Here is a 13,379-nt window from a genome sequence, read left to right as displayed (position 1 = left end):
ATGCAGTTGGACCCCGCGAGCGGTTGGTGTCAGGGCGTGAACGTTTGCCCTTCACCCAACTTCAATGCGCGCCCCACGGGCGAAATTTCCCTGCTGGTGATCCACAACATCAGTCTGCCGCCGGCGCAGTTTGCCACCGGCAAGGTGCAGGAATTTTTCCAGAACCGGCTGGATGTCACAGAGCATCCCTACTTTGAAGGGATCGCTGACCTACGGGTGTCTGCGCATTTTCTGATTGAGCGTGACGGCACCGTCACTCAGTTTGTCTCTTGTCTTGAACGCGCCTGGCATGCCGGTGTGTCGTGTTTCGACGGCCGGGAAACCTGTAACGATTTTTCCGTGGGCATCGAGCTTGAAGGCACGGATGATCTGCCGTTCACCGATGCTCAATATGACGCGCTGACGGCCCTGACCTTGCAACTGCAAAGCGCTTTTACGGGCATCACCGCGCAGCGCATCTGCGGGCATAGCGACATCGCGCCGGGGCGCAAGACGGATCCCGGACCTGCGTTCGACTGGGCGCGTTATCGCGCGGCCCTGGCTAAAGAGGAACCACAATGAGTTTTCTGGTGTTGCTGTTGGCGGTCTGGATCGAGAAGTTCTCGGCCCTGCGCCATCGGGTTCAACGTGATGGCGGTTGGGTGGCCGAGTTGCACAAGCTTGAAGCCAACCCGCGTCTGGTCAATCGTCCGTGGTTGATTTTGCTGGTTCTGGTGCTGCTGCCGGTGGCATTGCTGGGGTTGCTGCTGGTGGTGCTGGAGCCGGTCGCTTACGGTCTGTTGGCGCTGCCGGTGCATTTGCTGGTGGTGATTTATAGCCTGGGGCGCGGTGATCTGCTGGCCGATCTCGGACCGTTTCGCGATGCCTGGCGCCGGGAAGACCTGCAAGCTGCCGCTCATGTAGCGAAACGTGACCTGGACATTTGTGCCGAAAACGGCGAGCAACTGCTGGAGCGGGTTGAGGGGCATCTGCTCTGGGAGGCGTACCATAGTTTTTTTGCGGTGATTTTCTGGTATTTCCTGCTGGGCCCGGTGGCGGCGCTGAGCTATCGACTGCTGGCCCTCGCCGAAGAACACGGGCAGAACCCGGCCGTCGTCGAGCGCGCCGCACAACTGCGTCACGCCTTCGATTGGGTACCGGTGCGTCTGTTGGCGGCGAGTTTTGCGCTGGTCGGCAATTTTGTCGCCGTCAGTCGGGTGATGCTGAGCGAACTGCTGAACTGGAACATCAGCGCCGCCCAATTGATCGAGAAGATCGGGCTGGTGGCCGGTGAAATTCCTGCGCCAGTGGTCGGGCCCGATGGCATCAACAGCCTCGACCGGATCTGGGAGTTGCTGCTGCGTGCGGCAGTGCTCTGGTACGCCGGTTTCGCGCTGTGGACAGTCTTCCCCTAAACACCACACCCTTGTAGGAGCCGGCTTGCTGGCGATAGCATCGACGCGGTGTTCCTGAGACACCGAGGTGCAACCATCGCCAGCAAGCCGGCTCCTACACGGGCGTTAGCGGCAAGGCGATTTGTGCCGTTAACCTTAAGTTACAAAACCTCCCGTCGATTTAAGCTATACAGAGGTAGCACTCAATAGTGGCTATCTGCTGCTTGTCTGTGCCTGCCAATAAAAATAAGAAACCCAAGGGAGACTTCCAGTGAAGAGCTTGCTCTATCCCGCCGTCGCGCTAATGAATCGCCTGAGCTTCGGCATGAAGTTCAGCCTGATCAGCGTTCTGTTCCTGGTGCCCATGCTGGTGACCAACTTTTATCTGGTGCGTGATTCCTATCGCGAATTCCAGGGCACCCGGGTGGAACTGCAGAGCCTCGACCTGCTGGGCAGCAGCCTGACGCTTAGACGCGACCTGGAAACCCTGAACAACCTGGTACAGATTAACGTCATCCTTGGCCAGTCCGGCAAGGCCGGCAATCTCGAATCCCAGATCACATCCCTGGAGCAAAACGTTCTGGCCCGCCTGCAAGGGCTGACAGCGATGACCACCGATCCGGAACTGATCACCGTTTTCGATGGCAAGCGCGACGAGATGATCAGCGCGTTCAAGGCCCAGCAAACGGAAAACTCCCTGCAAAGTAAAAGTGCGCTGATCAGCAAGTTGCTCGGCAATGCACAGATTTTCAGCCAGATCATCGCCAGTCAGGCGGGTTTGAGCCGTGACAATCAGAGCGACATGCGTCAGCTCACCGAACTCATCACCAATGTCACACCGCCCGTCACCCAGACGTTGGGCGATGGTCGCGCCATGGGCTCTTACTCGTTGGGGCAAGGGTTTCTCAATTCGTCTTCGAGCACCCGTTTCGATGAATTGCTGGTGCAGATTGAAAAGCTGCAGGCCGAGTACGGTCTGAAGTTGCAGGATGCGCTGGGGTCGAGCAAGGCGGCACGTGAAACCCTGGCGGCGCAGGCCGAGAGCAGCAAGGCGTCGCTGAAAAAGGCCAGTGAACTGTTCGAAGAGCAGGTGGTGATGGCTGACACCCTCGATGCGCCGTGGCTGGCCTTCTACGATCAGGTCAGCGGCCTGATGGACCAGACTTACCAACTCAACGAAGCCACCCTGAAATTCCTCGACACCCAATTGCAACAACGACTGAGCCAGAACCGCACGCACATGGTCTTGCAGGCCGTGGCGCTGTCGGTGGTGTTTGTGCTGATTTTTTACCTCTACGGTGGCTTCTACGCCTCGACCCGCACCACCCTCAAGCGCCTTGGTGCGATGATGGACAAGGTTGCGGCCGGCGACATGACCGTGACCTTCAACGCCAACAGCCGTGATGAACTGGGCGAGTTGGGCGAGGTGTTCAACGGCACGGTGAAGAAAATCCATGACTTGATCGAGCGTGTCGGCCAAACGGTCGGGGAAGTCGAGCGTCAGGCCGGTCAGGTCGAGAACGTGTCCGCCCAGAGCAACCAGGCTGTCGCGGGGCAACGCACGCAGATCGAACAGGTCGCCACGGCGATGAACCAAATGTCGGCCACCTCATTGGAGGTGGCCCGCAGTGCCGCCGCGGCGGTCAGCAGCGCTCACAGTGTCAACGACGAAACCATCAGCGGTCGCGGGTTGGTGGAGTCTCAGCAGGGCAGCATCGCTGCGCTGGCCAGCGAGATCGATCAGTCAGTGCTGGTGATCAATCAACTGGCCAGCGACAGCCAGTCCATCAGCCGCGTGCTGGAAGTGATCAAAAGCATCGCCGAACAGACCAACCTGCTGGCGCTCAACGCCGCTATCGAAGCAGCGAGGGCGGGGGAGCAGGGGCGTGGTTTTGCGGTGGTGGCGGACGAGGTCCGGACCCTGGCCAAACGCACCCAGCAATCGACCGAAGAAATCGAACAGATGATCGCCAAGCTGCACAGCGGTGTCGGCGCCGCGGTGAAGGCCATGGGCACCAGTCATCAAATGGCCAACGGCACGGTGGGGCAGTCGGAAAAGGTCCAGCAGGCGCTGGAAAACATCCTTGGCGCTGTCGGCATGATCGTCGATCAGAACCAGCAGATTGCGGCCGCCGTAGAGCAGCAGACCGCCGTGGCCCACGACATTGACCAGAACATCGTCGAGATCAACCGGGCTGGCGAACGCACCGCCGAAGGTGCGCACCAGACCGAGGACGCCAGCCGGGCGTTGTCGGCGCAGGTGGTGGAGCTCAAGCAGTTGATCAGCGCGTTCCGGGTCTGAAGAACCGCATAACCCTGTAGGAGTGAGCCTGCTCGCGATGGCGCAGGTACATTCACCCTTCAGGGTGTCTACCAGACCGCTATCGCGAGCAAGCTTGCTCCTACAGGTTTTCGCGTTGTCTGTAGTACTTGTTCCTTCCACAAGTAGGCGGTGTCCGATTTCCCTACAGAGTCTGGTTTTTGGTCTTCAATGAGGGATGATCCACAACCCTGACCTACTCTGAGGAGGCTCGGTTATGTCCTTCGCTACAACTGGAATCCAGGGCCATTGTGCTCATTGCGGATGCTCACTCCTGCTCGAACCCTGGCAACTCAACGCCATTGCCATCCATGAAGCCTTCGCCTGTTCCCACTGTCACAAAGCCTTGCAACTGAGCGACCCGAAACAGATCAGGCGCATCAAATCCCTCGACTCACTCGCGATGCTACGTGCGAGTACGTTGGTGATGGTCTGCACCGCGTTGCTGGTGGCGTTGGTGATGGAATGGGTGGGGATGCTCAGCGTGGTCGAGCAGCTGAATTTTTCGTTGATCGCGATTCTGGTCTACTTCGCGGTTATCCGGTTCGCCCGTCACCGACAACACATGACGCTGATTCTGGAAGCTGCCAAGGCTCACGCCGACTGATTACCAGTTGAACAACTCACACGCATTGGCCGTGCTCGCGGCGGCCAACTGCTCGGGTTTGATCGCCATGATGTCAGCCAGTGCCGAACAGATCGCCGGCAAATGCGCCGGGCTGTTGCGTTGACCGGGAAACATGGCGGGGGCCATGTCCGGTGAGTCGGTTTCCAGCACCACAGACTCCAACGGCAGCTCGGCGAGCACCCGGTGCATGCGCAAGGCCTGCGGCCAGGTCGCCGCGCCGCCGAGGCCCAGTTTGAAGCCGAGCTTGATGTACTCGCGGGCCTCTTCCTTGCTGCCGGCGAAGGCGTGAATAATCCCTGCGCGTTTCAACTTGAAGCGCTTGAGCGTGGCAATCACCGCCGCATGGCTGCGTCGCACGTGAATCAAAGCCGGCAGATTGAAGTCCGCCGCCAATTGCAGTTGCGCGTCGAACAACGTCTGCTGGCGTTCGCGGTCGAGGGTTTCGATGAAGTAATCCAGGCCGATCTCGCCCACCGCGCACAGCTGTCGGTGACCGGCCAGGCGGGTCAGCCACTCGGCGAGTTCGCGTAGGTCCTCAGGCCGATGCTCGTCCAGATACACCGGGTGCAAACCGAACGCCGCGTGCAGATCGGGATCGCTTTGCACCAGATCCCAGACCCGCTGCCAATTGGCCTGATAAACCCCCAGCACCACCATCCGCCGCACGCCGAGGGCGCGGCTCTCGGCGAGCAGCGCCTGACGATCCTCGTCGAAGTCCGGAAAATCCAGATGAGTGTGGCTGTCGATCAGCTCCACGGTTCAGTCCTGGCGAATACGCTGCTTGAAGGTCCGCGCAATGGCTTGCACACCGGGCTGGTAGTCGGACAGCTCGATGGCGGCGAGGGCCAGTTCCAGCGCTTTGTCGGCGATCAACTGGTGTTGCTGGGCCATGGCGTTGACCGGCAGCGGCAGAAAATCCAGCAACTGCGTGTCGCCGAATGTACCGAGGCGCAGCGGGCGGTTTTTCAACGGGAAGTCGTGCAAGGCGTCGAACACACCCTGGAGCAGCACGTAGGAAGTGGTCACCAGCGCGTCCGGCAAATGCCCCAGGCGCTGAAGCATTTCTTCCATCAGTTGCTTGCCGTACTCACGGCTGAACGATTCGCCGTGTTCGATCAGGATCTCGCCTTTGAACCCGGTCAGCGCTTCCTTGAAACCGGCGGCCCGCTCCTGGCTGATGCTCAGTTCGGGGCGCGCGCCGATCAGGGCGATCTGCTTGGGCAACGGATCGAGCAGGCTGCGCGTCAGTTGCAGGCTGGCTTCACGATCATCACTGATCACCGAGCAGAAGTGCTCGGGCTCCATGACCCGGTCGATGGCGATGATCGGAATGCCTTTGGCTTGCAACTGGCGGTAACTGTCGTCGCCGGACGGCAGGCAACTGGCGACGATCAACGCGTCGCAGCGTCGGGCGCGGAACAGTTGCAGCAGTTGCCGTTCGCTGTCCGGCGCATCGTCGGAACTGGCGATCAGCAACTGATAACCGCGGGCCCGGGCACCTTGCTCCAGCAGCTTGGCGATACGTGCGTAACTGGGGTTTTCCAGGTCCGGCAGAATGAAACCCAGCGTGCGGGTGTGCCGACTGCGCAGCCCGGCCGCTTGCGGATTGGGCGTGAAGCCATGTTCTTCAACAACCGCGCGCACGCGCTCGACGGTGGCACTGCTGATGCGTTGCTGTTCCGCCTTGCCGTTGATGACATAACTGGCGGTGGTCACGGACACACCGGCCAGTTGGGCGATATCACTGAGTTTCAACTCGGGATTTCCTTGTTTTTCGGCCGATACTTTCGCCAATCCTACCCGATTCAGGCAGGGGACTATTGTCGCAACATATCCGACAAGTTGGACTTCAAGGATGGGACATTATCGAGTAACGTGCCAATCATTCTAGATTAAACGTTTCAGCAAGCGTATTTTCTACGCATCAGGTGCACTTGGCCGGTTCTGCCGCGAAACCGCCAAAAGTGATGATTAAGCGCCTAAGCTGACTCATTCAAAACAATACCTGGCACCTCAAGGTGCCAAAAAGGAGAAAGCATGCTCGAGCTCACTCTAGAGCAGATTTCCATGGGCCAGTCGGCCGTGGACAAGTCCGCAGCACTGCATTTGTTGGCGCAGCATCTGGTCAACGACGGCCTGGTCGCCGACGGTTATCTCGCCGGTTTGCAGGCGCGTGAAGCCCAGGGCTCAACCTTTCTCGGTCAAGGTATTGCCATCCCCCACGGTACGCCGGAAACCCGCGACCAGGTGTTTTCCACTGGCGTGCGGCTGATGCAGTTTCCCGAAGGCGTGGATTGGGGCGACGGTCAGATCGTCTACCTGGCGATCGGCATTGCGGCCAAATCCGATGAACATTTGCGCCTGTTGCAATTGCTGACCCGCGCCCTCGGCGAAACCGATCTGGGCCAGGCCCTGCGTCGCGCCAGTTCTGCCGAAGCCTTGCTGAAACTGCTGCAAGGCGCGCCGCAAGAACTGGCGCTGGATGCGCAGATGATCGGCCTCGGGGTGTCGGCCGATGACTTCGAAGAACTGGTCTGGCGCGGTGCCCGTTTGCTGCGTCAGGCGGATTGTGTGAGCAATGGTTTTACTGCGGTTTTGCAGCAAGTCGACGCGTTGCCGCTGGGCGACGGTTTGTGGTGGTTGCACAGCGAGCAAACGGTGAAGCGTCCGGGCCTGGCGTTTGTCACGCCGGACAAACCGATGCGCTACCTCGGCCAGCCGCTCAGCGGTCTGTTCTGTCTGGCCAGCCTGGGCGAGGCGCACCAGGCGTTGCTCGAACGCCTTTGCGCGTTGCTGATCGAAGGCCGTGGCCATGAACTGGGACGCGCCACCAGCAGCCGCAAAGTCCTCGAAGTGCTCGGCGGTGAACTGCCGGCGGACTGGCCGAGCGCACGCATTGCGCTGGCCAATGCCCACGGTTTGCATGCGCGCCCGGCGAAGATCCTCGCGCAACTGGCGAAGAGTTTTGAAGGCGAAATTCGTGTGCGCATCGTCGATGGCCAAGACAGTGCGGTGTCGGTGAAAAGCTTGAGCAAACTGCTCAGCCTCGGTGCCCGTCGCGGTCAGGTGCTGGAATTCATCGCCGAGCCGAGCATCGCCGCCGATGCCTTGCCGGCGTTGTTGGCGGCAATCGAAGAGGGGCTGGGTGAAGAGGTCGAGCCTTTGCCTGCCGTGAGCCCGCAGCGCGAAGTGATCACCGAGGTGGCCGAAGTGCTGTTCGCCCCGGCGTCCGGCAGCCTGGTTCAAGCCATCCCCGCCGCACCGGGCATCGCCATCGGTCCGGCGCATATTCAAGTGCTGCAAACCATCGAATACCCGCTACGCGGTGAGTCCGCCGCCATTGAGCGTGAGCGTCTTAAACAAGCGTTGGCGCACGTGCGTCACGACATCGAAGGCTTGATCGAGCGCAGCAAGTCCAAAGCCATTCGCGAAATCTTCATCACCCATCAGGAAATGCTCGACGACCCGGAACTGACCGATGAAGTCGAGACGCGCCTCAAGCAGGGCGAAAGCGCCGAAGCGGCGTGGATGGCGGTGATCGAAGCGGCGGCGAAACAACAGGAATCGCTGCAGGATGCATTGCTTGCCGAGCGTGCGGCGGACTTGCGCGATATCGGCCGTCGCGTGTTGGCGCAACTGAGCGGCGTCGAAACCCCGAGCGAACCCGATCAACCGTACATTCTGGTGATGGACGAAGTCGGTCCTTCCGACGTGGCACGTCTCGATCCGACCCGAGTCGCCGGCATTCTCACCGCCCGTGGCGGCGCCACCGCGCACAGTGCCATCGTCGCCCGTGCGCTGGGTATTCCGGCATTGGTCGGCGCAGGTGCGGCGGTGTTGCTGCTGGCGCCGGGCACGCCGTTGCTGCTCGATGGCCAGCGCGGTCGCCTGCACGTGGACGCCGATGCGGCGACCTTGCAGCGCGCCACCGAAGAGCGCGACACCCGCGAGCAACGCTTGAAAGCCGCGGCAGAACAACGTCATCAACCGGCGCTGACCACCGACGGCCATGCGGTCGAAGTGTTCGCCAACATCGGCGAAAGCGCGGGCGTCACCAGCGCGGTGGAGCAGGGGGCCGAAGGCATTGGTCTGCTGCGCACCGAACTGATTTTCATGGCCCACTCGCAGGCGCCGGATGAGGCAACTCAGGAAGTCGAATACCGCCGCGTGCTCGATGGCCTCGCCGGTCGACCACTGGTGGTGCGCACCCTCGACGTTGGCGGCGACAAGCCGTTGCCGTATTGGCCGATTGCGAAAGAAGAAAACCCGTTCCTCGGCGTGCGCGGTATTCGCTTGACCTTGCAGCGTCCGCACATCATGGAAGCGCAATTGCGCGCCCTGTTGCGTGCCGCTGACAACCGCCCGCTGCGCATCATGTTCCCTATGGTCGGCAGCGTTGACGAGTGGCGTCAGGCGCGGGACATGACCGAGCGTTTGCGCCTGGAAATCCCCGTGGCGGACCTGCAACTGGGGATCATGATCGAAGTGCCATCGGCCGCACTGCTGGCGCCGGTGCTGGCCAAAGAGGTCGATTTCTTCAGCGTCGGCACCAACGATCTCACGCAATACACCCTGGCCATCGACCGTGGTCATCCGACCTTGTCGGCCCAGGCTGACGGCTTGCACCCGGCGGTGCTGCAACTGATCGACATCACCGTGCGCGCGGCCCATGCCCATGGCAAATGGGTCGGTGTGTGCGGTGAACTGGCGGCCGATCCGCTGGCGGTGCCGGTGCTGGTCGGCCTCGGTGTAGACGAGTTGAGCGTCTCGGGCCGCAGCATTGCCGAGGTCAAGGCGCGCATCCGCGAACTCAGCCTGACCCAGACTCAAACCCTTGCCCAACAGGCGTTGGCCGTGGGCAGCGCCAATGAAGTGCGCGCATTAGTGGAGGCCCTGTAATGGCCAAGATCCTGACCCTGACACTCAACCCGGCGCTGGACCTGACGGTTCAGTTGCCGCGCCTTGAGCCCGGCCAGGTCAATCGCAGCGACAAGATGCACACCCACGCCGCCGGTAAAGGCGTGAACGTGGCGCAGGTGCTGGCAGACCTCGGGCATTCGCTCACCGTCAGCGGCTTTCTCGGCGAGGACAACCTTCAGGCGTTCGAAACCCTGTTCGCCAAGCGCGGTTTTGTCGACGCGTTTATCCGCGTTCCCGGTGAGACCCGCAGCAACCTCAAACTGGCGGAAAGCGACGGGCGCATCACCGACATCAACGGTCCCGGACCCAAGGTCAGTGAAGCGGCGCAGCAGGCGTTGCTCGATCGACTGGATCAGATTGCCCCGGGGCATGACGCGGTGGTCGTGGCCGGCAGCCTGCCGCAAGGCGTCAGTCCTGAATGGTTGCAGGCGTTGGTACAGCGCTTGAAAAACCTCGGCTTGAACGTCGCGCTCGATACCAGTGGCGAAGCATTGCGGGCGGCGCTCAAGGCCGGTCCGTGGCTGATCAAACCGAACACCGAAGAGCTGGCCGAAGTGCTCGGCTGCGAGGTTGTTTCGGTTGCGGCTCAAGCCGAAGCCGCGATCCGTTTGCATGCCCAAGGCATCGAGCACGTGGTGATTTCCCACGGTGCCGACGGTGTGAACTGGTTCAGTGTCGGCTCGGCGCTGCACGCCACTCCGCCCAAGGTCAGCGTTGCCAGCACCGTGGGCGCAGGGGATTCGTTGCTGGCCGGCATGCTTCACGGTTTGCTTAAGCCCGATACGCCGGAACAGACCCTGCGCACCGCCACGGCGATTGCGGCGATGGCGGTCACGCAGATCGGTTTCGGTATCGGCGATGCGGCGCAGTTGGCGCGGCTCGAACAGGGTGTGCGCGTGCGCCCCCTGACAGAACAATAAGAGGGTTTGTCATGAAGTTAGCCATCGTTACGGCTTGCCCCAACGGCATGGTCACCAGCGTGCTGTGCGCCCGTTTGCTCGATGCCGCGGCGCAGCGTCAGGGCTGGAGCACCAGTGTCGAAGTGGTGGATGTGGCGCACCCGGAACGCCAGTTGTCGGCGGCCACGATCGAGGCCGCCGAGTGGGTGTTGCTGGTCACCAGCGCGCCGGTGGATATGTCGCGATTCGTCGGTAAGCGTGTGTTCCAAAGCACCCCGGCACACGCCCTGCAAGATGTTGAAGCGGTGCTGCGACGCGGTGCCGAAGAAGCGCAGGTTTACGCCGCAGCCGAAGCCACCGTCGAACCTGCAGCCGTTACCAAAAGCGCCCCGCGCCTGGTCGCGATCACCGCGTGCCCGACCGGCGTTGCTCATACTTTCATGGCCGCTGAAGCCTTGCAGCAGGCTGCCAAGCGATTGGGCTATGACCTGCAGATCGAAACCCAGGGCTCGGTCGGTGCACGCAATCCGTTGAGCGCCGCCGCGATTGCCGACGCGGACGTGGTGCTGCTGGCCTGCGATATCGAAGTCGCGACCGAGCGTTTTGCCGGCAAGAAAATCTACCGTTGCGGCACGGGCATCGCCTTGAAGCAAGCCGAAGCGACGCTGAACAAAGCGCTGGCAGAAGGCAAGCAGGAAAGCGCCGCGACCGGGGCCAAAGGCCCGGCCAAACAAGAGAAGACCGGCATCTACAAACACCTGCTGACCGGCGTGTCGTTCATGTTGCCGATGGTGGTGGCGGGCGGTCTGATGATTGCCTTGTCGTTCGTGTTCGGCATCACCGCGTTCAAGGAAGAAGGCACGCTCGCCGCCGCGCTGATGCAGATCGGCGGCGAGACCGCGTTCAAGCTGATGGTGCCGCTGCTGGCGGGCTACATCGCCTACTCGATTGCCGACCGTCCGGGCCTGGCGCCGGGGATGATTGGCGGCTTGCTGGCGAGCACGTTGGGTGCCGGTTTCATCGGCGGGATCATTGCCGGTTTCATCGCCGGTTACGCGGCGCAGGCGATCAACCGTTACGCGCGATTGCCGCAAAGCCTTGAAGCGTTGAAACCGATCCTGATCATCCCGTTGCTGGCGAGTCTGTTCACCGGGTTGGTGATGATCTATGTGGTCGGCAAACCGGTGGCCGGGATGCTCACCGGGCTCACGCATTTCCTCGACAGCATGGGCACCACCAACGCGATTCTGCTCGGCGTGTTGTTGGGCGGGATGATGTGCGTCGACTTGGGCGGGCCGATCAACAAGGCCGCTTATGCATTCTCGGTGGGGCTGTTGGCGTCCCAGAGTTACGCGCCGATGGCCGCGACCATGGCCGCCGGGATGGTGCCGCCGATTGGCCTGGGCATTGCCACGTTCATTGCGCGGCGCAAGTTTGCCCAGACTGAACGCGAGGCCGGTAAAGCAGCGTTGGTGCTGGGGCTGTGTTTCATCTCCGAAGGCGCGATTCCGTTTGCCGCCAAGGACCCGCTGCGGGTGATCCCGGCGAGCATTGCCGGTGGTGCGCTGACCGGTGCGCTGTCGATGTACTTCGGCTGCAAACTGATGGCGCCGCACGGTGGATTGTTCGTGTTGGCGATTCCGAATGCGATCAACCATGCGTTGTTGTATTTGCTGGCGATTGTCGCGGGGAGTTTGCTGACGGCGGTGGTTTATGCGGTGGTCAAGCGACCTGAGGTTGTCGAGTTGGCAATAGAACCCGTCAACGCATAATCCACCCTTGTAGGAGCCGGCTTGCTGGCGATATCGGTTTTGAAATCGCCATCGCCGGCAAGCCGGCTCCTACAGGTGTGAGTCGATCACAAAATGGATGAACGACACGGACCTGTAGGAGCAAGCTTGCTCGCGATGGGGCCGGCGGCAACACCGCTAAATCGTGGTTTTGTACTCATTCTCCCGCTGCGACGCCCGCGCCTGAACCACATCCAGCACTGCACAACCTTCACGCATGAGCAGATGCACGGCGCGGGTGACCCGCGTCAGGTCACAGTCGGAAATGTTTTTCAGATTCAGGCTGGTCAGCGTGTCTGCCAAATCGCGAACCACGGTGAAGCGATGCATGGCGCAGGCTGTGAGTTCACTGAGTTCTTTGTGGGTGTTGACGAAGAGCACCGGTGTTTCGGCGTCGTAGGTATCGATGGGGAGGTAACGCGGCATGACTTGGAACATAGGTGTAACTCCAAATAGAGCTACCACCGTTCGCGGCCAAGCGAAAAAGGTGGCAGCTGTGTGCGGGTTGGCCGACCGGCACACCCAACCCCGGCACACCCTGAGGTGTCCCGCGCACAGCTGCCATAACACGACATCCAGACATGAAAATGCCTAAACAATGACGCTGATGCGTTTGGTGTGGTCGACCGGCCAAGGTCGTTCGCGGTGTTTTCCGCGAGCACGAACTATGGAGTCGATCCCGAAACGCGGCAACAAGATACGTTGTAGGAAACGTCTTGAAAAGTTGTGTGCCTCACGACGATCATTTTCACCCGTATGGGAAAACGACGCAGGCCTTGTAGGAGCCGGCTTGCTGGCGATGGCCGTTTTGAAATCGCTATCGCCAGCAAGCCGGCTCCTACAAGGTCGAGTCGATTACAAAATGCGTGAACGACACGGACCTGTAGGAGCAAGCTTGCTCGCGATGGGGCCGGCGGCCACACCGCTAAATCGTGGTTTTGTACTCATTCTCCCGCTGCGACGCCCGCGCCTGAACCACATCCAGCACAACACCGCCCTCACGCATGGCCAAACAAAGAAGGTGGCAGCTGTACGCGGGTTGGCCGACCGGGCACAGGAACCGGCACACCCGAAGGTGTCCCACGTACAACTGCCATAAAATACTCAAGCGGGGGATGCCGAAGGTTCACATATAGCTGCTGAGATACAGCATTAGCTTCCTGCGTAACTGAATCATTGCGAGATGCTCTATTGCCGTGATCTGCCTGGCAGTTAGAAGATGGCTCGCCATGGCATCCTCTTCTTCATGCCAAGCCATTATCGGCATCAGGACATCCGTGGTAACGGTCGGGGGCAAATCGGTTTCGAATACAGCCAGGTCGCTGGCTTCTTCTCTTCCGTAAATCTGAAACTTCAAATCATATTTCATTGTTCAACCTTCCTGGTTCTGTTTGCTGGCTTTGTCTGTGCTCGGTATTCGAGTTGAAACTACTTGGATCGCTCAGATGC

The 13,379-nt window shown here is 60.8% G+C and carries 11 protein-coding genes; 7 read left to right on the top strand and 4 right to left on the bottom strand.

Going from position 1 to position 13,379, the window contains the following annotated elements:
• The 4 genes from ampD to IB254_RS11960 all read left to right on the top strand — a co-directional run bounded on the left by ampD (position 1) and on the right by IB254_RS11960 (position 4,300).
• Positions 1 to 561 (top strand): 1,6-anhydro-N-acetylmuramyl-L-alanine amidase AmpD, encoded by a 561-nt coding sequence (ampD, locus tag IB254_RS11975; protein ID WP_008024447.1) that lies wholly within the window; start codon positions 1 to 3, stop codon positions 559 to 561.
• Entirely contained in the window at positions 558 to 1,394 is an 837-nt protein-coding gene (gene ampE / locus IB254_RS11970; RefSeq protein WP_192417419.1) for a regulatory signaling modulator protein AmpE, read from the top strand. Before ampD ends, ampE begins: the two co-directional genes overlap by 4 nt.
• 250 nt (positions 1,395 to 1,644) lie before the next feature.
• Positions 1,645 to 3,675 carry a methyl-accepting chemotaxis protein gene (locus IB254_RS11965; protein WP_192417418.1) on the top strand — a complete coding sequence of 677 codons (2,031 nt, stop codon included), beginning with the start codon at positions 1,645 to 1,647 and terminating at the stop codon, positions 3,673 to 3,675.
• 235 nt (positions 3,676 to 3,910) lie between these two features.
• On the top strand, positions 3,911 to 4,300 hold the full coding sequence (locus IB254_RS11960; RefSeq protein ID WP_192417417.1) for a hypothetical protein: 390 nt from the start codon (positions 3,911 to 3,913) through the stop codon (positions 4,298 to 4,300).
• Here the strand turns inward: IB254_RS11960 and IB254_RS11955 are convergent, their stop codons facing one another.
• Together IB254_RS11955 and cra are read right to left on the bottom strand one after the other, a co-directional pair.
• Positions 4,301 to 5,077 (bottom strand): TatD family hydrolase, encoded by a 777-nt coding sequence (locus tag IB254_RS11955; protein ID WP_192417416.1) that lies wholly within the window; start codon positions 5,075 to 5,077, stop codon positions 4,301 to 4,303.
• Between the two features lie 3 nt (positions 5,078 to 5,080).
• Entirely contained in the window at positions 5,081 to 6,076 is a 996-nt protein-coding gene (cra, locus tag IB254_RS11950) for a catabolite repressor/activator (protein ID WP_192417415.1), read from the bottom strand.
• Positions 6,077 to 6,358: 282 nt separating this feature from the next.
• On the opposite strand from cra, the gene ptsP reads away from it, so the two are divergent.
• The 3 genes from ptsP to IB254_RS11935 are packed head-to-tail and all read left to right on the top strand — an operon-like array spanning position 6,359 to position 11,912.
• Complete coding sequence (gene ptsP / locus IB254_RS11945) at positions 6,359 to 9,220, top strand: phosphoenolpyruvate--protein phosphotransferase (RefSeq protein ID WP_192417414.1); 2,862 nt, start codon at positions 6,359 to 6,361, stop codon at positions 9,218 to 9,220.
• On the top strand, positions 9,220 to 10,161 hold the full coding sequence (gene pfkB, locus IB254_RS11940; protein ID WP_192417413.1) for a 1-phosphofructokinase: 942 nt from the start codon (positions 9,220 to 9,222) through the stop codon (positions 10,159 to 10,161). The genes ptsP and pfkB overlap by 1 nt, the downstream gene beginning before the upstream one ends.
• Positions 10,162 to 10,172: 11 nt before the next feature.
• On the top strand, positions 10,173 to 11,912 hold the full coding sequence (locus IB254_RS11935) for a PTS fructose-like transporter subunit IIB (protein ID WP_192417412.1): 1,740 nt from the start codon (positions 10,173 to 10,175) through the stop codon (positions 11,910 to 11,912).
• A gap of 156 nt (positions 11,913 to 12,068) precedes the next feature.
• On the opposite strand, the gene IB254_RS11930 is transcribed toward IB254_RS11935, so the two are convergent.
• The gene (locus tag IB254_RS11930; RefSeq protein ID WP_192417411.1) at positions 12,069 to 12,368 is read right to left on the bottom strand and encodes a hypothetical protein; all 300 of its coding nucleotides are present in this window, start codon (positions 12,366 to 12,368) and stop codon (positions 12,069 to 12,071) included.
• A gap of 688 nt (positions 12,369 to 13,056) precedes the next feature.
• A complete protein-coding gene (locus IB254_RS11925) occupies positions 13,057 to 13,299 on the bottom strand; it encodes a hypothetical protein (RefSeq protein ID WP_192417410.1) in 243 nt (80 codons plus the stop codon).
• Positions 13,300 to 13,379 lie beyond the last annotated feature (80 nt).

The sequence above is a fragment of the Pseudomonas sp. PDM03 genome (assembly GCF_014852385.1).
GTDB lineage: Bacteria > Pseudomonadota > Gammaproteobacteria > Pseudomonadales > Pseudomonadaceae > Aquipseudomonas > Aquipseudomonas migulae.
The sequence above is the reverse complement of the archived record's forward strand: the minus strand, read 5'-3'. Positions and strand labels throughout refer to the sequence as shown.

Bases quoted from the DNA above. Each gene is read 5' to 3' on its own strand.
- ampD (WP_008024447.1), top strand. From the start codon at position 1: ATGCAGTTGGACCCCGCGAGCGGTTGGTGTCAGGGCGTGAACGTTTGC.
- ampE (WP_192417419.1), top strand. From the start codon at position 558: ATGAGTTTTCTGGTGTTGCTGTTGGCGGTCTGGATCGAGAAGTTCTCG.
- IB254_RS11960 (WP_192417417.1), top strand. From the start codon at position 3,911: ATGTCCTTCGCTACAACTGGAATCCAGGGCCATTGTGCTCATTGCGGA.
- ptsP (WP_192417414.1), top strand. From the start codon at position 6,359: ATGCTCGAGCTCACTCTAGAGCAGATTTCCATGGGCCAGTCGGCCGTG.
- pfkB (WP_192417413.1), top strand. From the start codon at position 9,220: ATGGCCAAGATCCTGACCCTGACACTCAACCCGGCGCTGGACCTGACG.
- IB254_RS11935 (WP_192417412.1), top strand. From the start codon at position 10,173: ATGAAGTTAGCCATCGTTACGGCTTGCCCCAACGGCATGGTCACCAGC.
- IB254_RS11930 (WP_192417411.1), bottom strand. From the start codon at position 12,368: ATGTTCCAAGTCATGCCGCGTTACCTCCCCATCGATACCTACGACGCC.
- IB254_RS11925 (WP_192417410.1), bottom strand. From the start codon at position 13,299: ATGAAATATGATTTGAAGTTTCAGATTTACGGAAGAGAAGAAGCCAGC.